This is a genomic window from Winogradskyella sp. PC-19 (assembly GCF_002163855.1).
Classification (GTDB): domain Bacteria; phylum Bacteroidota; class Bacteroidia; order Flavobacteriales; family Flavobacteriaceae; genus Winogradskyella.
In genome coordinates, this window is sequence record NZ_CP019332.1 from 2,323,179 (window position 1) to 2,345,959 (window position 22,781).

17 protein-coding genes and 1 tRNA gene are annotated in these 22,781 nt (G+C 32.3%); 11 read left to right on the forward strand and 7 right to left on the reverse strand.

Features of this window, described 5'->3' with window-relative positions; translation table 11 throughout:
- Positions 1 to 52 precede the first annotated feature (52 nt).
- Together BTO05_RS10675 and BTO05_RS10680 are read right to left on the reverse strand one after the other, a co-directional pair.
- Positions 53 to 3,715 carry a M56 family metallopeptidase gene (locus BTO05_RS10675; protein WP_157662571.1) on the reverse strand — a complete coding sequence of 1,221 codons (3,663 nt, stop codon included), beginning with the start codon at positions 3,713 to 3,715 and terminating at the stop codon, positions 53 to 55.
- 7 nt (positions 3,716 to 3,722) lie between these two features.
- Positions 3,723 to 4,088 (reverse strand): BlaI/MecI/CopY family transcriptional regulator, encoded by a 366-nt coding sequence (locus BTO05_RS10680; RefSeq protein WP_087492653.1) that lies wholly within the window; start codon positions 4,086 to 4,088, stop codon positions 3,723 to 3,725.
- 123 nt (positions 4,089 to 4,211) lie between these two features.
- On the opposite strand from BTO05_RS10680, the gene BTO05_RS10685 reads away from it, so the two are divergent.
- Positions 4,212 to 5,414: a M28 family peptidase gene (locus tag BTO05_RS10685; RefSeq protein ID WP_087492654.1), complete on the forward strand. Its 1,203-nt coding sequence runs from the start codon at positions 4,212 to 4,214 to the stop codon at positions 5,412 to 5,414.
- A gap of 6 nt (positions 5,415 to 5,420) precedes the next feature.
- On the opposite strand, the gene BTO05_RS10690 is transcribed toward BTO05_RS10685, so the two are convergent.
- Together BTO05_RS10690 and BTO05_RS10695 are read right to left on the reverse strand one after the other, a co-directional pair.
- The gene (locus BTO05_RS10690) at positions 5,421 to 6,671 is read right to left on the reverse strand and encodes a DoxX family protein (RefSeq protein ID WP_087492655.1); all 1,251 of its coding nucleotides are present in this window, start codon (positions 6,669 to 6,671) and stop codon (positions 5,421 to 5,423) included.
- On the reverse strand, positions 6,672 to 8,060 hold the full coding sequence (locus BTO05_RS10695; RefSeq protein ID WP_087492656.1) for a dipeptidase: 1,389 nt from the start codon (positions 8,058 to 8,060) through the stop codon (positions 6,672 to 6,674). It abuts the gene before it with no gap.
- A gap of 124 nt (positions 8,061 to 8,184) precedes the next feature.
- On the opposite strand from BTO05_RS10695, the gene BTO05_RS10700 reads away from it, so the two are divergent.
- Positions 8,185 to 8,266: transfer RNA gene (locus BTO05_RS10700), tRNA-Leu, on the forward strand.
- A gap of 61 nt (positions 8,267 to 8,327) precedes the next feature.
- On the opposite strand, the gene BTO05_RS14270 is transcribed toward BTO05_RS10700, so the two are convergent.
- Complete coding sequence (locus BTO05_RS14270; protein ID WP_157662602.1) at positions 8,328 to 8,429, reverse strand: T9SS type A sorting domain-containing protein; 102 nt, start codon at positions 8,427 to 8,429, stop codon at positions 8,328 to 8,330.
- A gap of 149 nt (positions 8,430 to 8,578) precedes the next feature.
- Here BTO05_RS14270 and BTO05_RS10710 point away from each other — a divergent pair, with 149 nt between their 5' ends.
- A complete protein-coding gene (locus BTO05_RS10710; protein WP_087492657.1) occupies positions 8,579 to 10,957 on the forward strand; it encodes a GAF domain-containing protein in 2,379 nt (792 codons plus the stop codon).
- Here BTO05_RS10710 and BTO05_RS10715 read toward each other — a convergent pair.
- Entirely contained in the window at positions 10,954 to 12,153 is a 1,200-nt protein-coding gene (locus tag BTO05_RS10715) for a Pycsar system effector family protein (RefSeq protein WP_087492658.1), read from the reverse strand. The two genes, BTO05_RS10710 and BTO05_RS10715, sit on opposite strands and share 4 nt — an antisense overlap.
- A gap of 181 nt (positions 12,154 to 12,334) precedes the next feature.
- Here BTO05_RS10715 and BTO05_RS10720 point away from each other — a divergent pair, with 181 nt between their 5' ends.
- The 5 genes from BTO05_RS10720 to BTO05_RS10740 are packed head-to-tail and all read left to right on the forward strand — an operon-like array spanning position 12,335 to position 19,698.
- On the forward strand, positions 12,335 to 12,616 hold the full coding sequence (locus tag BTO05_RS10720; RefSeq protein ID WP_087492659.1) for a DUF427 domain-containing protein: 282 nt from the start codon (positions 12,335 to 12,337) through the stop codon (positions 12,614 to 12,616).
- A 4-nt stretch (positions 12,617 to 12,620) separates the two neighbouring features.
- Positions 12,621 to 13,841, forward strand: a complete 1,221-nt coding sequence (locus BTO05_RS10725; RefSeq protein WP_087492660.1) for a bifunctional alpha/beta hydrolase/OsmC family protein — start codon at positions 12,621 to 12,623, stop codon at positions 13,839 to 13,841.
- Between the two features lie 6 nt (positions 13,842 to 13,847).
- On the forward strand, positions 13,848 to 15,011 hold the full coding sequence (egtB, locus tag BTO05_RS10730) for an ergothioneine biosynthesis protein EgtB (RefSeq protein ID WP_087492661.1): 1,164 nt from the start codon (positions 13,848 to 13,850) through the stop codon (positions 15,009 to 15,011).
- A gap of 2 nt (positions 15,012 to 15,013) precedes the next feature.
- Positions 15,014 to 15,952 carry an L-histidine N(alpha)-methyltransferase gene (locus BTO05_RS10735; RefSeq protein WP_087492662.1) on the forward strand — a complete coding sequence of 313 codons (939 nt, stop codon included), beginning with the start codon at positions 15,014 to 15,016 and terminating at the stop codon, positions 15,950 to 15,952.
- A gap of 50 nt (positions 15,953 to 16,002) precedes the next feature.
- Positions 16,003 to 19,698: a metallophosphoesterase gene (locus tag BTO05_RS10740; protein WP_087492663.1), complete on the forward strand. Its 3,696-nt coding sequence runs from the start codon at positions 16,003 to 16,005 to the stop codon at positions 19,696 to 19,698.
- Position 19,699: 1 nt separating this feature from the next.
- Here BTO05_RS10740 and BTO05_RS10745 read toward each other — a convergent pair whose 3' ends face one another.
- Positions 19,700 to 20,545 (reverse strand): hypothetical protein, encoded by an 846-nt coding sequence (locus BTO05_RS10745; protein ID WP_087492664.1) that lies wholly within the window; start codon positions 20,543 to 20,545, stop codon positions 19,700 to 19,702.
- 58 nt (positions 20,546 to 20,603) lie between these two features.
- Here BTO05_RS10745 and BTO05_RS10750 point away from each other — a divergent pair, with 58 nt between their 5' ends.
- Genes BTO05_RS10750 through BTO05_RS10760 form a run of 3 tightly spaced genes read left to right on the forward strand, consistent with a single transcriptional unit; the run spans position 20,604 to position 22,781 of the window.
- Positions 20,604 to 21,827 (forward strand): NAD(P)/FAD-dependent oxidoreductase, encoded by a 1,224-nt coding sequence (locus BTO05_RS10750; protein WP_087492665.1) that lies wholly within the window; start codon positions 20,604 to 20,606, stop codon positions 21,825 to 21,827.
- A 2-nt stretch (positions 21,828 to 21,829) separates the two neighbouring features.
- Positions 21,830 to 22,234 (forward strand): DUF4174 domain-containing protein, encoded by a 405-nt coding sequence (locus BTO05_RS10755; protein WP_087492666.1) that lies wholly within the window; start codon positions 21,830 to 21,832, stop codon positions 22,232 to 22,234.
- 1 nt (position 22,235) lies between these two features.
- Positions 22,236 to 22,781 (forward strand): DUF1697 domain-containing protein, encoded by a 546-nt coding sequence (locus tag BTO05_RS10760; protein WP_087492667.1) that lies wholly within the window; start codon positions 22,236 to 22,238, stop codon positions 22,779 to 22,781.

Below are 22,781 nucleotides of genomic sequence, written 5' to 3' on the forward strand. Positions count from 1 at the left end.
ATCAAAAAAAAGCCTCTTAATAGAGACTTTTTTTGATGTAAATATTAAAGATTTATTTATTCTTTTTCATTATTGGCGGTGGTGGTGGCGGTAAAGTTTCTTTTTCTTCTTTAGTTAATTCCTTAAACTTTTTATAGTAGGTCTTTCCGCCTAGTGTAATCTTTACATAAGGTCTAATAGGTGCAATAGGTCTTTCTACTAATTTTTTATTCTCTTTTGAAAGTCTAAAATACATGCCGCCTAAGTCAGAAAATAAGGCGTCCATTTCTTTCTGTTGAGATTTACTTTTATTAATATAATGTGGCTTCTGATTTCTTAAAACCTCATAATGCTTATATTTTTTTAGATAAGATTCTATATTAACGAACGAATCAGTACTTACGTCATTATAAGAATCAGGGTTTGGACCACTTTTTACATCTATACTAGTTCCTTTTATTCCTATCAAACTTGTTCTAATATTAACTACTGGCGGTGTTATTGTTGATGCCATTGTAGCTTGAGGGTTCTTTTTAAGAATCCTCTTAGCTTTTTTAAAATCAATTTCTTTATTGTCTAAATAAAACTTAGCTCCAATACTACTTATAGCTCTGATATATTCAATTCTATTATTCTTAGTAAGTTTTGGGATTGTATTCTCAACATTATTAGATATTAATACTATAAAACCGCTATGAGGACTATTATATGGATACAATCGCATTCTTGAATCTTTTTCAATTAAAGAGGTAGCTTCATTTAGAGACAAATGTGTATTGTAATGAGGAATTTTATTTGGTTTTGCATCTATTTGAGTAAAAATTACATCAGGACCATCTATTTTTTTTAGATAGTTGATCATTGCTTGTTGATTGGTATTTGGGCCACCTTTGCTTTTAGACTTTTTTGGAGCTGGCGGCGGTGGCGGTGGAGGTATTCCTTCAGTTTGTTTCTTCTGCGCCTCGGTAAATGCTTCGTACATGTCTCTGTAATATTCATAGATTTCAACCGTCATATATTTAGGGTCGGGATTATCTCCTTTGATAAAATTAATCCAATCGTTGTAGGCTTTTACGTGGTGTTTCCCAAGCTTTCCTTTAGCCTCTTTTGGAACTGGCGGTGGCGGTGGTGGCGGAACATCAAAATCAGTTTTTATGGTTTTTGGGGACTTTGGTGCGGGCGGTGGCGGTAAAATATTACCTTTATTATCAGTAATATAGCCATCCTTATTATAGTAAGTTTTTTTTCCTTTGTAAATGATATAATAATGAGATTCTCCGTTTTCTAAAACTTCATAACCAGATTTAGCGCCTTTACGGGTATTTTTTATAATGTATTCTAAGGTTTTCTTTTTACCTTTTTTGTACTGTTTTACTTTTGTTGGCGGTGGTGGTAGCGGTGGAATATTTGGAAATGCTTCTGCATTTATTTTCTGCTTAGAGGACAATCTATTATAGATTGATTTGTATTGATTTATATCTTTTAATTTTATGATGGGATAATCAAATTTATCTTTGTTTTGTTCCGCTTTCTTAATCTTTTGATTTAATGCACTTGCCCAAGCATTATATTCTTCAACTTCTTTTTTTGTTGGTGTTTTTTGTTGTTTTGCAGATTGTGGCGTTACTGAAACTCTAGTCTGACCTTCTTTTATTTCCATACCAGGAAATAGCATTTCTTCAGCGTTTTCTTTTTGTTGCTTGGTCATCCTTTTGTAAATATTAAGAGACTTTACTAGGTTTTCTTCTTCAATTGGAGGGTACCAAGTTGCATCTTTTGATAGCTTTTTACTTTTACTATTTACCTTTTTTGCCCAAGTATTATATTCTGCAATCTCTTTTGCTGTTGGTGGTTTATGTTGCCTAGAAGTTGTATTTCTGTTGCTTAAGAAAGGCTTATTCCCTTTACTTTTAATCACCTCTTGATTTTTGGTAACCAAACGGTGAAAACCATAATCTAAAAGAGAATTGTAAATAAACCAAACTTCGTCATTTGATTCTTTATCTGTAAAACTCACATGGATATTAATAATCCTATTTCGTATTTCTGATGATATATCTTGATGTAATTTATTAACTGTAGAAACGAAAGAAGCTTTGTTAGTCTTAACTCCATCTACTTCATAATTTTCATTACCTAATACTTTTATACTAATACTTCTAGCTGAGTGCGAAACCTTTACCGCAGGAACTGGAGGAGTAGTTTTTATATTATTTATTTTCAACTCCTCAGGAGAAAATGTTTTATAAATAGCATCAGCTTTCGATTTTAGAATTATTAATTCTGAGTTGTCGATTTGATCTCCTTTTAAATAATTTGAAATAGCATTAGAATATTTATCAGTAGCTTTTTTATATCGTTTTAATTGCGAGTCTTTATAAGTAGATTTAAATCCAGCTTCGGTGTAAAGATGATATTGATTTGGTTGAGGAAATTTTTTACTGCGAGCATTTTTAAAAACTCTAGAGCCAGAAACGTGGACAAAATCCTCGACTTTATAATTGTTTAATTCTGAATTTGAAACATGTTTATTGTCAATCCAGACAGCATACTCTTTGGTATTTTTAAAGGCTTCAAATTGAGTACTTGTAGGTTTCCTAGGCTTTATTTTAGATAGATTTGGCATAGGTATTATTCTATCCGGATATTTCTCAACAGACTCACGTTGACTGTCAGACATTAACTTGTCATAAATAACAATTGCTCTTTCGTAAGCATCGCCATATATGGTATTAGTCTCTTTAAATTTTTTGATGAAGTCCTTGTATTCATTCATTAATATTTGAGAGGCTTCCGTTTTCTTATTAAGAACTGAATTCTCATTTGACACTTGTGCAGAAAGTCTATCTTGATAACCTTCTTCAATTTCAATAACCTCTCTAGCGCTAAAGCTATAAGCTAAGACGCCTAAAATAGTTAAGGTTAGTAGGCTCAATAGCCAAATCTTTGATTTTGATGTTTGTGTTTTCATAACTGTAAATCGTTTTTTGATGGATGAATAATTGATGGCGTTAGCCAAGATGAAATCTTCGTCATTTGATGAGTATGACAATAATGTATTTTGATAGTTTACGGGTTCGAATCCGTTTTTGATAACAGCTTGATCGGCTAAAAATTCGTGATTAAGTTTAATTCGTGTTTTATACAACCAGATAAAAGGTTGAAACCAGAATACTATCTGAAGAAGCTCTATAAAAAGTACATCTAAACTGTGTTTTTGTTTCGCGTGGGTTTCTTCATGTAGTATTACTTCTTTTGGAAGTGCATTATTTTCGAACTTTGATTTATTTAAAAATATGTAATTAAAAAAAGTGTGCGGGTTGATTAGTTGTCTGAGTAAAACAAAAGTTATCGAGGCTGCCTTTTGCTTTTCATTAGTGTTAATAGTTTTAAAAATTTGAGTTAAGTTTTTGAAAAATCTAAATGCAAAAACTGAAACGCCAATACTATAAATAGCCCAAAGTATACGTTCTAAATTCCAAAAAGGAGCTTCAATTATTTTTAATGGTTCTAATGCAACAAAAGGAATAGCTTCATTAATAAATAAGTTACCATCTAGAGGTTGAACGTAAACATATTCTGGAATGCTTATTAGTGGAATGCATATTGCAGCCACTAGAGATGTCAATAAATAAAAGCGTTTAAAACGATGAATACTTTCGCGTTCTAAAAATACCATATAAAGTATCCAGAAAATCGCCAAAATAGCTGTTGATTTTAATAAGTAAAATTCCATAGCGTAATTATTTTTTCTTGATTTCTGAATCAATTATTTTTTTCAGAGCTTCTAATTCCTTCTTCGTTAAATCTGTTTTTGTGGTAAAAAACGAAGCAAACTGTGAGGCACTATCATTAAAAAAGTTTTTGATCAGTCCATTAACATGCTTAGAAAAATAGTCTTCTTTTTTTACTAGCGGATAATACTCTCTAGATTTTCCGAATGTTTTATAGGCAACAAAACCCTTATCTATCATGCGCTTTAATAATGTTGCGATTGTTGTAGTCGCAGGTTTAGGTTCTGGATACACGTCCAACAAATCTTTCATAAAAGCTTTTTCTAGCTTCCATAAATGTTGCATGAGTTGTTCTTCAGTTTTTGAGAGTTGCATGTTCTACGTTTTTAGAATTAACTCTACAAATGTAGAGTATAAATTCTTATTTTCAAAATTTAATTTAATTTCAAAAAAACTTAATTATTATCTTTAGCATTAATAACCCCAAATTAAATTAAAATGAAAAAGGTTTACACATCGTTTTTCTCACTAGTATTTACGTGTTTTTTTGCTAATGCACAATTTGTAGAAGATGTTATTAATGCTATTCGCTTAGACAGTCTAGAAAGAAAAATCTCTGACTTATCAGGAGAAACTTCGTCATCAATTAATGGTGCTAATACTACAATAACAACTAGAGTTTCTTCTAATAATGATTTGGCTGCAGAATATATTAAAGATCATTTTGAAGCACTGGGTAACATATCTATTAATGATCAGGCCTACAATGGAGGTTCTTTTGGTACAGGAAGAAATATTATAGCAACACAAACCGGTACTACAAATCCAAATGATGTTTATCTCATTTGCGCACATTATGATTCTGTAGCTGCTTTTTGTGCTGATGATAATGCTACTGGGACTTCTGCTGTACTAGAAATTGCGCGCATTTTATCGACATACGAAACTGAAAATACCATAGTCTATGCATTGTGGGACCAAGAAGAAAATGGGTTAAGAGGTTCTAATTTTTATGCAGAAGAAGCTTCTAATGTTGCTAATGGTGGTGCCAATAGAGTTAATATTGTTGGTGTTGTAAACATGGATATGATGGGTTATGACGGAGATCCAGTAGGCTCTGCAGGTGACAATCAGTTTGATATTGATTTGAATTTTTCAACTTCATCGACTGCTATTAAAGACGATTTACTAGCTCTTGTAACTACTTATAATTTTGATTTAAATCCTATTGTTGTTCAACCAGGCACACCAGCTAGTGATCACAAACCTTTTTGGGATGAAGGCTATGGTGCTGTGTTAGTTGGCGAGTCTTGGGAAACTGTTGACCAGACACCTTTTTACCATACAAGTAGTGATAAATTAGCGACTCTAGATTTGCCTTACTATCATGAAATGGTAAAGCTCGTAGCTTCTTATACGGCAACTAAGGCGAATATTATAAAGGTACTTTCTTCTGAGGAATTATTAAATAGAAAATTTAGTATTTATCCAAATCCAGTAGATTCAATTTTAAATATCGAAACCGCTATTTCAGAAACGTTAAGCTTAGAATTTTATGATATTAATGGAAAAGTGATTAAAAGACAATCAATAAATAAGGATAACAGTCAGGTCAATATTTCTGAGTTTACCAAAGGTATTTACTTCGTAAATATAATTTCTAGTTTAGGAGAAACTACTTTTAAATTTGTAAAAGAGTAGGGAAGTTTATTTGTTATACGGACGCTCATTTATCCAACGGAAACCTCTTGACTTAAGAGGATATTTGTTTAAATCTTTTTTTATTAGAGTAATTACAAGACTATCATTTTCTAAAGTGCCAAATAGTTTCAGATATTTAGAATTTTCTAATGTATACTGAAAGTTTAAACTATCCTTAATTCCATATTGACTATAAACCGATATCCTATTGTCTAAGGTATCGGTTATAAAAGTATGATTTACTAATTTGTCTGTCATTGTTTTTACTATAGCCTTATCCTTACGCTCAATTAATAGATAACGCCAACGATGTGAGTCTGTAACCAAAGGCGGAACGGTATCATTATTTCTAACAAAAGTTTTAGTCTCCCAAATACCATAGAGTTCGGGTCTATGATTTACATCACTAATATTTAAGTTTCCTAAATAACTTAGGATACATCCTACTACTAATATTATAGGAAGAAGTATTAGTTTTAAGTTTCTAGTAGTTTTATGAAAGCTCTTTGTATTAATAGGATAATAGAAATCATAGGATTCAGCAGGTTTGTTTTTTATAAAAACTGCCGTGAATCTTTTAATATCGGTCATAAAAATAACACCTGCTATGACTATTAAATGAATTGAGAATAATTTTACTGGTATGTCAAACATCAAATTCATCATAGCAACTTGGGTCATTACACCAATTACGATAAAAGCGCCAAGTGTTGCAGTTCTTCTCCATATTAGTAATACACCTCCAAGAATTTCCATAATTCCAGCAAACATTCCAAAACCTTTAGAAAAACCCATATAAGTCCATGCCAAACCCATTGGAGAGTATTCACCTAAAGGCTGAAGTAATTTAACAAAAGAGGGTTCTTGAAATTGAATTTGAAAAATTTTCACAAAGCCATACAGGAACATTGTAGCTATGAGAAAAACTCTCAGTGTCACTAAAAACCAGTAGAGAAATATATTGTATTCTTTTCTTTTTTTCTGAAGTATGGTCCAAATTGCGGTTACAACTATAGCTAAAACAAAGTTTACAAAAAGAGTGATATAGGCATAAGTATTATCACCGCTACCATAGCCGCTAACTTCAAAGTTATAAGTTAGGTCAAAAATAAATTTCCCTATCCATTTAAATAGTGATTCAAATAAACCACTAGTAAACATCAATAAGATATATAGCAAAAAATATGAACATACAAGCCTAAAGACAACTTTGCTTTTAGTAGACCATTCAGCTTTGTATGTTTGTGAGAGTAGCATCTATTTTTTTAGTTCTGTAAAGTACTTATAAAAGTAAGGAATAGTCTCGATACCTTTTAAATAATTCCAAATACCAAAATGCTCATTTGGAGAGTGAATAGCGTCACTATCTAAACCAAACCCCATAAGAATAGTTTTACTTTTCAATTCTTGTTCAAATAAAGATACGATAGGAATACTGCCGCCGCTACGTTGAGGTATTGGTGTTTTTCCAAACGTTTTTTCATAAGCTTTTGATGCAGCTTTATAGCCAATACTATCTATTGGAGTTACATAACCTTGTCCACCATGATGCGGAGTAACTTTTACTTTCGCTCCATTTGGCGCAATACTCTCAAAATGAGATTTAAATAACTCTGTAATTTCTTCCCAATCTTGATTTGGTACTAAGCGCATGGATATTTTTGCATAAGCTTTACTTGCAATAACTGTTTTTGCACCTTCGCCAGTGTAACCGCCCCAAATACCGTTAACATCTAATGTAGGTCTAATGGAGTTACGCTCGTTTGTTGAGTATCCTTTTTCACCGTAAACAGCATCTATATCTAATGCTTTTTTATAATCTTCTAAAGAGAATGGTGCTTTTGCCATTTCGGCACGTTCAGCATCTGATAGATTTTCTACTTTATCATAAAAACCAGGAATGGTAATGTGATTATTCTCATCATGGAGTGAAGCAATCATTTTAGTCAAAATATTAATTGGATTTGCTACTGCACCACCATATAAACCAGAATGTAAATCACGATTTGGTCCAGTTACTTCGACCTCTACATAACTTAAACCACGTAATCCTGTAGTTATTGAAGGAACATCTTTGGCTATCATCCCAGTATCGGAAATAAGTATAACGTCGTTTTTAAGTTTTTCACGATTTGCTTTTACATAATGTGCTAGATTAACGCTACCGACTTCTTCTTCGCCTTCAATCATAAACTTAACGTTGCATGGCAATTCGTTTTGAGATGTCATAAATTCCATAGCTTTAACATGCATGTACATTTGCCCTTTATCATCACAAGCACCACGAGCAAAGATTGCACCTTCAGGATGTAATTCTGTATTTTTTATAACGGGCTCAAAAGGAGGTGAATCCCATAAATCTAGTGGGTCTGGTGGTTGTACATCGTAGTGACCATAAACCAAAACTGTCGGCAAGTTAGGGTCAATGATTTTTTCGCCATAAACGATAGGATAACCATCGGTTTCACAAACTTCAACCTGTTCACAGCCTGCTTTTTCTAAACTTAATTTTATAACATTAGCTGTTTTTAGGACATCATTTTTATAGGCTGAATCAGCACTGATTGACGGAATTTTTAGTAAATCTACAAGTTCGCTAAGAAATCTCTCTTTGTGGTCAGATATATAGGATTGAATACTAGCCATATTTTATGGTTTTGATTAGTAACAAAAATAAGAAATCAGGAATGATTATTAATTGATTTAAATGAGTTTGATTATTGAAAACATTGTTTATATTTGCAACCCAATTTGAATAAATTGGATTATTGCGGGAGTGGTGGAATTGGTAGACACGCTAGACTTAGGATCTAGTGCCGCGAGGTGTGAGAGTTCGAGTCTCTTCTCCCGCACAAAATAAAAAAGCTTCTCTAATTGAGAAGCTTTTTTATTTTAATAAATATTAAACTAATCTTAAATCTTAATTAGTTTAGAAGTAAAAGTCTGATTACGGTTATTTTTGATATTAACCATATAAATACCAGATTTTAAATCACTAATATCAAAACCAAAAATTTAACTTGCCGAAGGTGGAGGTTTTGCTGCAAGATTAACTAAGGAGTAATTTTCCTGTTTTTTTGGTAACAAATTCTATGTAAGATAGTCTAACAAAAAACGACTATTTTAAATATTCGTAACTTTGCAACTAGAAAAAAAAGTTAGATTTGGACATTAACGATAACATAGAGTCACCACTTATTCTTAAGGTCAGTTTTAATAAATATTTGAATCAGTTTCAAAGACTTATTAATGCTGACAATGATTTTATTGCTGCAAATGCAAGGCGTATACTAAAAATTGCTGATGATAATCCAGTATTAAGAGATGGTTTTAGCGACACGTCTTTATTTAAAACTTATGAGACTGAAATAGAGAGTTTACTTCAAGACGCATTTAGTCCATTACTAACAAATAATGAGATTAAAACAGCTTCTGTACCATTTCATGATCTTATATTTAATTCATCTGAGCGTTTCAAATCTATTTTAAAAACAGCAGGAGAAGGGTTTGAATTACAAATAAAAAATATGCCTGTAGATCAGAGGTATATAATAGCCTGTACAATTATTCTTAACTTCTGTTACGGATATAATCTTAATTTTAAAAGACCATTTTTTTACGAAATACCTGACGCTAATGGTATTATGCGTTATTATAAAATTCTATATAATGCAGATTTTACAGAAATAGTACCTAAAAAGAATGTTCCTAAAATAACGGATGAAGATTATCACCAATTATTAGATAATTTTGAAAACATAGACCTTTGGAAAGAGAAATTTCCACCAAACAGTTATGAGTTCAAAGGTTTTGTAATATCTAATATTTTTGATGTTACTGATGATCAATCTATATCAAATATTAAGTCCACTTTAATAGGAGAAGATAAAAGAAAAGATGAGAGCTTCATGGAAAATTTTCATGAGATTTTTCGCTCTCTACTTGGTTTAAAGGACATTAAAGTGGGGTTTTCTATTTATAACGAAGACGAAGATACGTTTGAGCGTGTTTATGGAACAGGTATGAATAGCTTTTTACTTAACGAATTAGAAACTGCGGAATGTTCTGACTCATTGTGTAGCTGGTCTTATAATAGATTACTTAAAGAAAAGAAATACTTTTCAGTTTCTGATGTAGAGTTAATGTATAAGCGTTCTGAAGATCAAGCGCCACATGTAAGAGTACTTCATGAACAAGGTATACAAAGTGCCATATTTGCCCCAATAGCAAATGATCAAGGTTTAATGGGTATTTTAGAAATTGTATCAGAAGAACCTAAGGTACTTAATAGCATTAACGCTAATAAACTTGTGGATGTGATGCCGTTTATTGTTTCAGCCGTTGAGCGTAGTAAGAATGAAGAGGAAAATTTAATTGAAGCCATAATTCAGCAAGAATGTACCTCTATTCACTCGAGTGTGCATTGGCGTTTTGAAAAAGAAGCTCGTAATTTTATAAAAGACCAACTCAATGGTCTAGAACCAAACTTCAATAAAATAGCGTTTGATAATGTATATCCACTTTATGGACAAATTGATATCAAAGGCTCATCAGAAGCAAGGAATTCTGCAACCCAGAAAGATTTAACACTGCAATTAAAGAAAATTGAAAAAATAATAAAAGAAGCTTCTAAATCAGATAGTCTGCCTATATATGAACAGTATCGTTACCAGCTAAAACGATTTTTAGAAGATTTGAAAAATAATTTTCAGGTAGATAGCGAGCAGCGTATTTCAGCCTATATAAAAGAAGACATTGAGCCAGTTTTAAAGCATCTTCACACAGATGAAAATTTAAAAGCTCAAATAGATGATTATTTTAAGGCCATTGATTTACAAACCAATGCTATATATTATCACCGTAAAGATTATGATGATACCATTTCTATAATTAATAGAGAAATGGCTTCGGTTTTAGATACCAAGCAATTAGAAGCTCAAGATATGTATCCTCATTATTACGAGCGATATAAGACTGATGGTGTTGAGCATAACATGTATATTGGTGAGTCAATTACTAAGGAAAATAGTTTCAATCCAATTTATCTTTACAATCTTAGATTGTGGCAATTGCAGATAATGTGTGAAATGGAAAATACCTATTATCAGATGCAAACGCAATCAAAATTTCCAGTTCACTTAGACGTTGCATCAATGATTTTAGTATTTAGTCAACCACTGTCTATAAGCTTTAGAATGGATGAAAAGCAGTTTGATGTAGATGGTACATATAATGCTAGATACGAAATTGTAAAAAAGCGAGTTGATAAAGCGTTTATAAAAGGCACAAACGAACGTATTACTCAAAAAGGGAAAATTACAATAGTATATTCTCAAAAAGAAGACGAGAGAGAATATTTGAGATACGTTAGATTTTTACAATCAAAACATTATTTAGATACAGATGTCGAAATTTTAGAGCTTCAGGATTTGCAAGCAGTAACGGGTCTAAAAGCAATTAGGGTAAGTGTATTATACCATAAAGAAGATAATGACAAAGCGTATTATACTTATGATGATTTAATGAAAGAAATAAGTGCCTAAGCTGGGTTTCCTGATACTGCAAAAGATATAGCAAAAGCTATTACACTTATGACTAAGCCTATTATAAATACAGTATAAGTTGTTCGCAGTAAGTTGTATTTTCTGTTTAATACTAATCCTAAAAAGTATAAATCTTTAGTAAGAGAACCATAAAGATAGTCTTTGTCTTTCATCATTTCGGTCATAGCCCATTCAAACTCATCGAGTTTCATTTGATGAAAATTTCCAAAGAATAAAAGATTGACCTTTTTGTTAGCAACATCTTCTTTAGTAAACTTACCTTTGGTCACATTTGGCCTAGTAGCCATAACAGAAAGTACAATAGACGCTACTGTAGACGTCATAAAAATAAGTGTCGGATAGATTAGATATGTATTTGAAGGATTATCTAATTTTGGTAATAAATTAGACAAGGCAACAGATATAATAATTGCATTAACAGATAGTAAAATATTGGCTTTTGTATCCGCAATATCGCTGAGTGTTATATGATTTCTTAATGCAACCCGGAACATGGTCTCAATGCCACGGTCTGGTAAATCTAATTTCTCCTTTTTAAATTTTAATTCTGCCTTTTTCTGTTTTAGTTTTTCAGTAGATGCTTTGATTTTGTTTTGACTCTGTATAAGATTAGCTAGATTTTTACCTTTTCTACCTTCCCATTTACTTGCTGCTAAAGAAGAATAGAAAGTATGGTTGGTCAAAAAGTTAATATTCTCTTCAATCCACTCTGATTTAGGTATTTTTTTACCCAAAGTTAATTCCCACTCTTTGCGTAATAAGGATGCGTAATTATCATAATTTTTACTAGATATATGAGCACAGTCAGCATCTCTAATAATACCTTCGAGGTTAGTTTTAGGCTCATAAGCCATTTCTGTTGCAAGAATGATTTTAGAGATTGCTTTAATATCTTCTTCAGAACCATTATTTTCTTTTAAAAAGGCTTTGGCTATTTTTGCGCTTTCTTTTTCGTGTCCTTTTATGGTTTTTGTAAATCCTGTGTCATGAAACCAAGCTGCTAAAATAAGCTGGTGTTGTTCGGTTTCGGAGAGATTACTTTCTTTAGCTAAATCTTTAGCCTTATTAACAACACGTTGAGTATGTGCTAGATTATGATATACAAACTTGGAGTCTAGATTGTCATTTAAGAACTTTGTTACAAAATCTTCAGCCTTTTTTATAAGTGTTTCCATAGAAAAAAATAATGACGAATTTAAGAATTATTTGTGAGCAATAAATGAGCCATTACTCTAACTTGTGATTATTAAACATTTTTTTGAAAGGAATTATACCTGTTATCGACTTATTTTTTATACACTTTCAAGACCGTTCAACTAGCAAATTTTCAGTCCAACCATTCTCAAACCGATATCAATGAAAGCAATTTGGAATAACAAGATAATAGCCGAAAGTAATGATACCATAGTCATTGAAGGTAATCATTATTTTCCTCACAATAGTATCAATAAAGCCTATTTTAAAACCAGTGATACGCATACAGTCTGCCCTTGGAAAGGTACAGCTTCGTATTATACCATAGATGTTGATGGAAAACAAAATCTCGATGCTGCTTGGTTTTATCCTGAGGTTTCAGAATTGGCAAAGCACATAAAAAACAGAGTTGCGTTTTGGCGAGGTATAACCATTCAAGAATAGTTACATGAAAAGTCAAAAACTAAAAATCGAAAATCGAAACGGAATTACGTTGCATGCTCATTTAGAGTTACCAGCAAATCAAAAACCAAATTACTACACCATTTTTGCACATTGTTTTACTTGTAGTAGTAGTTTGAGTGCAGTCCGAAATGTAAGCAGAGCATTAACTCAAGACGGTTTTGCGGTGGTTCGTTTTGATTTTACAGGATTAGGTAGAAGCGAAGGTGAGTTTGCGGACAGTCATTTTTCAGCAAATGTAGACGACCTATTAGATGTACACGCTTATATGACTCAACATTTTGATGCACCTAGTTTATTAGTTGGTCATTCCTTAGGTGGTGCAGCAGTTTTAGTCGCAGCCTCAAAAATAAAAGCGATAAAAGCAGTTGCAACAATCGGAGCTCCTGCAGACGTAGAACATGTAAAACACTTGTTTTCTCATGGAATTGATGAGGTGAAAGAAAAAGGAGAAGCTCAGGTAAATATTGGTGGACGTCCTTTTAAGATAAACACCAGTTTTGTTGAAGCTTTTGATAAGACAGACTTACCAAAGATTGTTAAAGATCTCAGAAAACCATTGTTGATTTTGCATTCTCCAATAGACACCATTGTAGGCATAAATAATGCTGAAAAATTATATATCAGTGCACATCATCCCAAGAGTTTTATAACGTTAGATGATGCAGACCATTTATTGTCTAAAGAACGAGATAGTTTGTATGTAGGAGAAGTTATCGGTACTTGGGTGAAACGTTATTTTCCTCAAATAGAAAATACAATGTTAGATACAGAAGGTGAGCAGCTAGTTGGTCATCTAAATATAGTCGAAGATAATTTTACGACTTCCATACAAACAAAGAATCATACAATGATTGCTGACGAACCTGCTAGTATTGGAGGTAGCGATTTTGGTCCTTCACCATACGAATACCTAAACGCAGCTTTAGCCGCATGTACAGTCATGACACTAAAAATGTACGCAGAGCGTAAGAAATGGGATTTACAAGAAGTCTTTGTGTATATTTCGCATTCTAGAGTTCATAGTGATGACTTAAATGTAAGCGTAGATAAGCCAAAATATTTAGATCATATCAGCAAAAAACTAAAATTTGTTGGTAACTTAGACAATCAGCAAAAAGAAAGATTGAAAGAGATTGCATCGCGTTGCCCAGTTCATAAAACAATTGCTAGCGAAGTTATTTTTGACACAAAAATATTAGACTAATAAATTTTGGAAACACAAACTGCAACAGAAACATTAAAAGACCGTTTTTTAAAGATTAGAGAAAAAACAGAAAGTATTTGTGCGTCTCTAGAAATTGATGACTTTTCTACTCAGCCAGTGGACTTTGTCTCACCTCCAAAATGGCATTTGGGTCATACGACATGGTTTTTTGAACAGTTTGTATTATCAGAATATAAAAAAGATTATCGTCTTTTTTGCGAGGACTTCGCTTACTGTTTTAACAGTTATTATAATAATGTTGGAGATCGTATTTTAAGAGCAAACCGCGGTAATATGACACGTCCAACAACTAATGATGTATTTAGTTACCGTAAATATGTAAGCCAACAGCTTGCAGAATTTTTAGAAGAAGATATAAATGCAAAAGTTTCAGAGGTTATTGAAATTGGTTTGCAACACGAGCAACAACACCAAGAGTTATTGACTTATGACATAAAATATATATTAGGTAATCAGCCATTTTTCCCGGTTTTAAAAACAGATATTCAATTACAACCAGAAAAAGACAAAGGATTTGTTGCTATTAGCGAAGGTATTTATGAAATAGGTCATAAAGGCAAAGGGTTTAGTTTTGATAACGAACATGGGGTTCATAAAACATATATTCACGATTGTGAAATATCGAGTACTTTAGTGACTAATGGAGAATTTATAGAGTTTATTGAAGATAGTGGTTACTCAAACTTTAATCTATGGCATGCAGATGGTTGGGATTGGGTAAAAACAAATAATATTAAAGCGCCAATGTATTGGTATAAGCATAAAGGTGTTTGGAAACATTACACATTAAAAGGTCTTGTTGAGATTGATTCGAGCTTGCCAATAAGCCATATCAGTTTTTATGAAGCATGGGCTTTTGCCGAGTGGAAAGGGATGCGTTTACCGACCGAATTTGAGTGGGAAGTTGCTTCGAAACATCTTAATTATGGTCAATTATGGGAATGGACCAATAGTGCTTACTTACCTTATCCAAATTATCAAAAAGCTGAAGGTGCTATAGGCGAATATAATGGTAAGTTTATGGTTAACACAATGGTCATGAGAGGCGCATCACTTGCAACACCAAAAAATCATAGCAGACCAACTTACAGAAACTTTTTTACACCAGATACCAGATGGCACTTTTCTGGAATACGACTTGCTAAATAAATATGACTGATACATTCGCAAAAGATGTGCTTGCTGGACTTACGGCAAAAGAAAAGCACTTATCTTCAAAATATTTTTACGACGATAACGGAAGCCGCATTTTTCAAGAAATAATGAATATGCCAGAATATTATCTCACCGATGCTGAGTTTGAGATTCTGTCAATGCAATCCAAACAAATTATAGAGGCTCTTAAGTTTTCAAAACCATTTAATATAATAGAATTAGGTGCAGGAGATGGTTTTAAGACATTCAAACTATTAGAAAATTTAGTAAATAATAAGATAAATTTTAAATATGTACCTATAGATATTTCGCAAGAAGCTATGGATATTTTAACTAAGCGACTTAAAGAACGTCTTCCAGATTTAAATATTAAACCACAAGTCGGTGATTATTTTGAAATCCTAAAAGTCAATAGAGAAAGTGTTTATCCTAGCTTATTATTGTTTTTAGGATCTAACATTGGTAACTACCAAAACGATAAGGCTATAGAACTTCTTAAATTGTTTAATGACAATATGAAAGATGGAGATAAGCTTCTTATAGGGATGGATTTAAAGAAAAATCCAGTAATCATTCATAATGCTTATTATGATAAACACGGTATAACCAAACGCTTTAATCTCAATTTATTACTTCGTATTAATCGAGAATTAGATGCAGATTTCAAGGTAGATGATTTTGACTTCTACTGTCATTATAATCCTGACAATGGAGAAGTAAAAAGCTATATTGTTAGTCTAAGAGAGCAGAAAGTTAATATCAAAAAGCTTAATAGAATTATCGATTTTGGTTACCATGAATTGATATGGACTGAGCTTTCTAAAAAGTATAGTTTGCAAGATATTAGGCTATTAGCAGAAAAAACAAAATTTAAACTCAACCATAATTTTTTAGATTGCAAACATTTCTTCACAGATAGTCTCTGGGAGAAGTAATCCTATTTTTAATTATCTTCGAGATAATTATTCTAACCAATATTTCTAACATGAAGAGAAATTATAAGTTTAGCCTTATTCCTCTGTTGACTTTTTTTTTAAGCGGTTGTGCAACTATGCAAATGCAAGTAGACCAATCAAAAATAGTTCAATATCCAACAGATAAAGAGTTATTACATTCTTTTTATTTACTTGGTGATGCTGGTAATTCAAAACTTGGAGAAACTGATTTGGCTATCCAAGATTTTGAAAAAGCTTTAAATAATGCAGCTAAAAATAGTACTGCAATTTTTCTAGGAGATAATATTTATCCTAACGGATTTACTACAAAGGATAAAGAAAAAGAAGAATTAGCAAAGCATAGAATAAAAGTACAGACAGATGCTGCAAAGAACTTTAAGGGTAATACTATTTTTATACCAGGAAATCATGATTGGTATAGTGGACTAAAAGGTCTTAAAAAGCAAGAGAAATTTATTGAAGATGCCTTAGGAAAAAACACTTTTTTACCAGAAAATGGTTGTCCGATTGAGAAAGTAAAAATATCTGAAGATGTAATTTTATTAGTTGTAGATTCTCATTGGTACATAACAAATTGGGATAATAAACCGACAATAAACGACAATTGTGAGATTAAAACACGAATAGATTTTTTAGATGAAATAGCTAGTGAAATAAAAAAAGCTAGAGGTAAAACTACACTGATAGCAATGCATCACCCAATGTTTAATAATGGTGCACATGGAGGTCAGTATTCATTTAAAAGTCATGTAAAGCCATTTCCTATTGCCGGAACTTTAAAGAATATTGCAAGAAAGACAGGTGGAGTAATTGATGTAGACCTACAAAATAAAATGTATAATGAACTTCAAAAACGTGTTACCAGTCTTGCTCAACAAAATGATAAAGTAATATTTGTTTCAGGACACGAACATAATCTTCAATATTTAGTTGAAGCAGGTCTGCCTCAGATAATAAGTGGGTCAGGTTCTAAAGTTAATGCAGCAAGACTTATAGGTAACGGACAATTTGCATACGGTGCTAACGGATATGCTCGTTTAGATGTCTTTAAAGATGGTTCTTCATTTGTTCTCTTTTATGAAGCAGGAAAAGAAGAAGCTGTTTTTCAGACAGTAGTTTTAAAAGCTAATCAAGAACTAAATTTAGCCAATTATCCAGATGATTTTCCTAATGAAAAAGTAGCTTCAATCTATACAAAAGAAGAAGTTGATAAATCAGGCTTTTATAAATTTCTTTGGGGTGATAGATATAGAAAACAATTTGGTACAAAAGTGAAAGCACCAACCGTAAGCTTAGATACCTTATTTGGTGGTGTAAAACCTGTTAGAAAAGGAGGCGGAAATCAATCAAAATCATTAAGGCTTGAAGACAATCAAGGACGTCAGTATGTTATGAGAGCTTTAAAAAAGCAAGCCTCTCAATATCTACAAGCATTAATATATAAAGATGAATATATTGGAGATAAACTAGATGATAATTTTGCTTCTGAATTGTTGCTAGATGTATTTACAGGAGCACATCCGTATGCACCATTCTTAATTGGTGATTTATCAGATGCTATTGGAGTATACCATACAAACCCAGTATTGTATTATGTGCCAAAACAAAAAACACTTGGAAGTTTTAACTCAGATTTTGGTGATGAATTGTATATGATTGAAGAGCATACTTCTGAAGGTCATGATGATAAAGCAAGTTTTGGATATAGTAATACGTTATTGAGTACTACAGATATGATGAAAAAAATCCATAAGGATGAGGACATTATAATAGATGAAGTTGCTTATATAAAAGCACGCTTATTCGATATGCTTATTGGTGATTGGGATAGACACCAAGACCAATGGCGTTGGATAGAGTTTAAAGAAAATGGGAAAAAGGTATATAGACCGATGCCTAGAGATAGAGATCAGGCTTTCTCTAAAATGAGTGATGGATTTCTTTTAACAACAGCTGTAAAATTGATTCCAGCTGCCGGTTTGCTCAGAGAATATAATGAGGATTTAGTTGATGTAAAAGGCATAAATGTTGAACCATATCCTTTAGATATGGAATTAATTGAGAATTCTGTAAAGTCGGTTTGGGATGAACAGGTTGCTTATATTCAAAAGAATATTACAGACGAAGTTATTGAAAAAGCATTTTTAAACATGCCTGTAGAAATAAGAGACGCAGACGCTGAAGAAATTAAAAGATTATTAAAAGCACGAAGAGAGAATCTTCAAAAAATATCGGATAGATATTATAGATTAGTTAATAAATTTTCAGTAATAACAGGTACTAATAAAGACGATTGGTTTGATATAGAACGTATGCCTGAAGGTGTGACTAAAGTTACTGCTTACAGAATTAAAGATGGTAAAAAGTCAGATGTCTTTCATGAGCGTGTTTATAATAGAGACGAAACAAAAGAAATTTGGATTTATGCATTAGATGATGATGATGTATTCAATGTATTTGGAGAAGGAAATCGATATATTAACGTAAGACTTATTGGTGGTCAAAACAATGACACTTACGACATAAAGAATGGTAAGAAAATTAAGTTTTATGATTACAAATCAAAAAAGAACACAATAGTTACAGATAAAGGGTCAAAAAAATTAACTGATGATTATGAAACTAATGTGTATGATTACAAGAAGTTAAAAAATAGCACATTACAAACCTTGCCATCAATAGGAGCAAATCCGGATGATGGTTTTAAGATTGGTTTTGTAAGTACGCTTACTAACTATACGTTTGAGCGTAATCCATTTTCTTCTCAACATTCAGTATCAGCAGGATATTTTTTTGCGACTAATGGCTTTGATCTAGGATATAGAGGTGAGTTTGCAAATGTTATAGGAGAAGCTAATTTAAAGATTGAATCTAAGTTTACGAGTCCAAATTTTGCACGTAACTTCTTTGGTTTTGGAAATAGCACACCAAATTTAGAACCAGATAATAATTCTATAGATTTAGATTTTAATAGAGTAAAAATTAGAACATTCGATATTTCTCCAGCCTTAGTTTGGAGAGGACAATACGGATCCACATTTGAGGTTGGCGCTTCGTATGAGTCTAATGAAGTCGAAAGAACTTCTGGTAGATATCTAGAAACTATTACTGCTCCAACAGACGCAGTTTTTGACAAGCAAGATTTTTATGGTGCTCATGCAAAATATATTTATGATGTAAGGGATAATAGTGTTTTCCCAACCTTAGGTATGATGTTTGGTCTTGAGGCTGGTTTTAAAAATAATGTAAGTACTTCAAAAGGATTTGGTTATGTAATTCCTGAGTTAGGATTTGATTATAAGATTACTAATCAAGGAACAGTAGTGTTAGCTACTAAATTACGAAGCCAGATTAACTTAGGAGATGATTTTGAGTTTTACCAAGCAGCAACATTAGGTGACTCAGAAGGATTACGTGGGTATAGAAGAGAACGTTTTTCAGGGAAGCAATCTTTTGTTCAGAGTACAGACTTAAGATTTAACCTTAGACGTAAATCATCTAATTTTTTACCATTTAATGTAGGTTTCTATGGTGGTTTCGACTATGGTCGTATATGGATAGATGATGGTAGAGTTCTAAATCCAATGTTTAATGAAAGTGGCTGGAATACATCAGTAGGTGGTGGTATTTTTGTGAGCGCTTATAGCATGTTTACAGCTAACGTCTCTGCATTTAGTAGTGATGACGGCTTGCGTTTAGCTTTTAAATTAGGATTTGGTTTTTAATTTAATCAATCTTAAATTCATATAAGTTTCCACCAGTTACACCCAAGTATTCATCAGCAATATAAAGTGTACTATCATTTTTAAAAACAACACTTTCTTTCTGAGAAGCATATTCAAACTCATAACGTTTATAATCTGATTCAAAGAATTTATTGCCTTTCAATTTTGAAAACACTAAAACAGAGTTTTCAGTCAAAAGCGCTAGTTTATTGCCTTTTGTGTTGATATCGGCTGAGGTTACCCAACATTCAGACTGGTTACATGTATTAAATGTATCTATATATTCAGCTTTATAGTTTCCTTTTGTTGAAGGCAATTTGTAAAGGTTTGTTTTACCTGGCTTTTTGGGTGCACGACTTTTGGTAAAGAGGTAAAGCGAATCATTATAAAAGAAAAAAGCTTCACAATCAAAATGACGTTTACTTTTCTTTGGAGGAAATTTCTTTTGTTCTGGATAAGTAAAACTAATAACCTTTGGTTTAATAGATTCTTTATTTTTAGCTAAATCCTTTGCCGTAATCTTTAATATAGAAAGTTGCTCGCTATTATTGTCATTGTTACCAAAATTACCAATATAGATATTACCTTTAGGGTCCGTAGTTAAATCTTCCCAGTCTCTGTTTTTGGCTTTTATTTTTATGGCTTTTATTATCTCTCCAGCAGTATTTAAGCAATATAGAATAGGTTTATTACCGCTATCATTAACCATCCAAAACAAGTTATTTTTGGTGTCAGTTTCTAATCCAGAAACTTCGTTAAGGTCAATAGGTAAATCCATAACAACTTTAAGTTCTCCAGTTTCACAACTAAGAACCAATAAGCAAATAATAAAAAAGTATTTACGCATAAAGGCTTCAAAATTTATAATGCTAAATTTACAGCGATAATTTTAAGCAACTGACTTTTTGAAGAATTTTAATACAGATTTAGATATTGCAATTATTGGCGGTGGCGCTGCAGGTTTTTTTGCTGCTATTAATATTGCAGAGCAAAATCCAAGCCTTACAATTGCTATTCTTGAGCGAGGTAAAACAGGTTTACAAAAAGTAAAAATTTCTGGAGGTGGTCGCTGTAATGTTACACATGCCGAGTTTATGCCTTCTGAACTCGTTACGAATTACCCAAGAGGTGAAAAAGAGTTGCTTGGACCATTTCATACATTCATGACTGGCGATACTATTACTTGGTTCGAAGAGCGTGGGATAGAATTGAAGATTGAGGAAGATGGTCGTATGTTTCCTGTGTCTAATGCTTCGCAAACAATAATTGATTGTTTTATAAATGAAGCAAAAAAGCATCATGTGAAAGTGATGTATAATTATTCTGTAAAATCAATTAGCGCTCAGGAATATGGATTTACATTAAAAACCAATAAAGAAGATATTTCCTGTAAAAAATTAGTCATAGCTACAGGGAGCAATCCGAAAATTTGGAATATACTTTCAGATTTAGGCCATGCCATTGTTCCGCCAGTACCGTCATTATTTACCTTTGATATTAAAGACGAACGTATTAAAGATATTCCGGGTGTTGTTGCAAAAGACGTTGAGGTTAAGGTTTTGGAAACGGATTTAGAGTCCGAAGGACCATTACTAATTACCCATGTGGGTATGAGTGCGCCAGCAATTTTAAAATTGTCTGCTTTTGGAGCTGTTGAATTAGCAAGGCTGAATTACAATTTTAAAGTTGCTATCAATTTTATTCGCTATGGTGGAGAACAATGTATGGATGCTTTAAAGACTATAAAGCAAGATTTTGCTAAAAAAACAGTCTCTAATTCAACGCAATTCAACTTGCCAAAACGCTTATGGAAAAAGTTAGTTATAGCTTCAAATATTAATGAAACAGAGCGTTGGGCAGATTTAAATAAAAATCAATTAGAAGCACTTGTAGACCAGCTCACCAATGCCGTTTTTAAAGTTACAGGAAAAAGCACTTTTAAAGAAGAATTTGTAACTGCTGGCGGCATAGATTTAAAAGAAATTAATTTTAAAACTTTTGAGAGTAAACGTATTCCGAATCTTTATTTTGCTGGTGAAGTTATCAATGTAGATGCCGTTACTGGAGGATTTAATTTTCAAAATGCCTGGACGAGCGCTTATATTGTTTCTCAATCAATTAATAGCTGACTATGAAATATCTTGTATTAATACTCCTTTTTTCTGGTTGTCTTTTTGCCCAAGATGTAAAGTCACATCTTTGGAAAGATCGTGTTATTGTTATTTCTGGTAATGAAGCTGCACGCGATACTATTGACGCTCAATATCAACGTTTCGAAAACCAGTTAGAAAAATTAAAAGACAGAAAATTAGTGATTTACATGTGTATTAATAAGTTCTGTGTTTACTACGATTCAAAATCAAAACCAAAAATGTTTAATCGAGAAGAAACATCAGAGAAATTCAGTATTAATTTGTTTGGTTTAGACGGCGGAAGTAAATTTTCTTCAACTAAAATAATAGAGCCAAAATTAATTTTTGACCTCGTTGACAGTATGCCTATGCGAAGACAAGAACTGAGAAATAAGCAAAATTAATATGAATGTTTTTGTTGTTTTACTAAGAGGCATTAATGTTGGTGGTCACAGAAAAGTGCCTATGACTCAGTTGCGAGAGTTGCTCTCAAATTCAGGTTATGTTAATGTACAAACTTACATTCAGAGCGGAAATGTTGTGTTGCAATCATCTTCTGATTCAAAGGCATTAAAGCAAAATTTGGAAGAAGCTATCTTAAATCATTTTGGTTTTGAAGTCACGATTTTGGTAAAAAATAATACTGAATTAAAAGCGATTTATAAGGCTTGTCCTTTTCAAAATGAAGAAAAAGAGAAGAGCTATTTTATGTTCTTAGACACATCGCCTAATACTGAAGGGCTTGCTGAAGTATCAAAACTAGAATACATCGGAGAGAAAGTTAGTATTACAGAAAACTGTATTTATTTCTTTAGCGCCAATGGTTATGGGCGTGCAAAATTCAACTCCAATTTCTATGAGCGTAAGCTAAAAGTTAATGCTACAGCAAGAAATTATAAAACGATGCTAAAATTATTAGCAATGGTAGAAGAAGCTGAAGCTAAGCTCTAG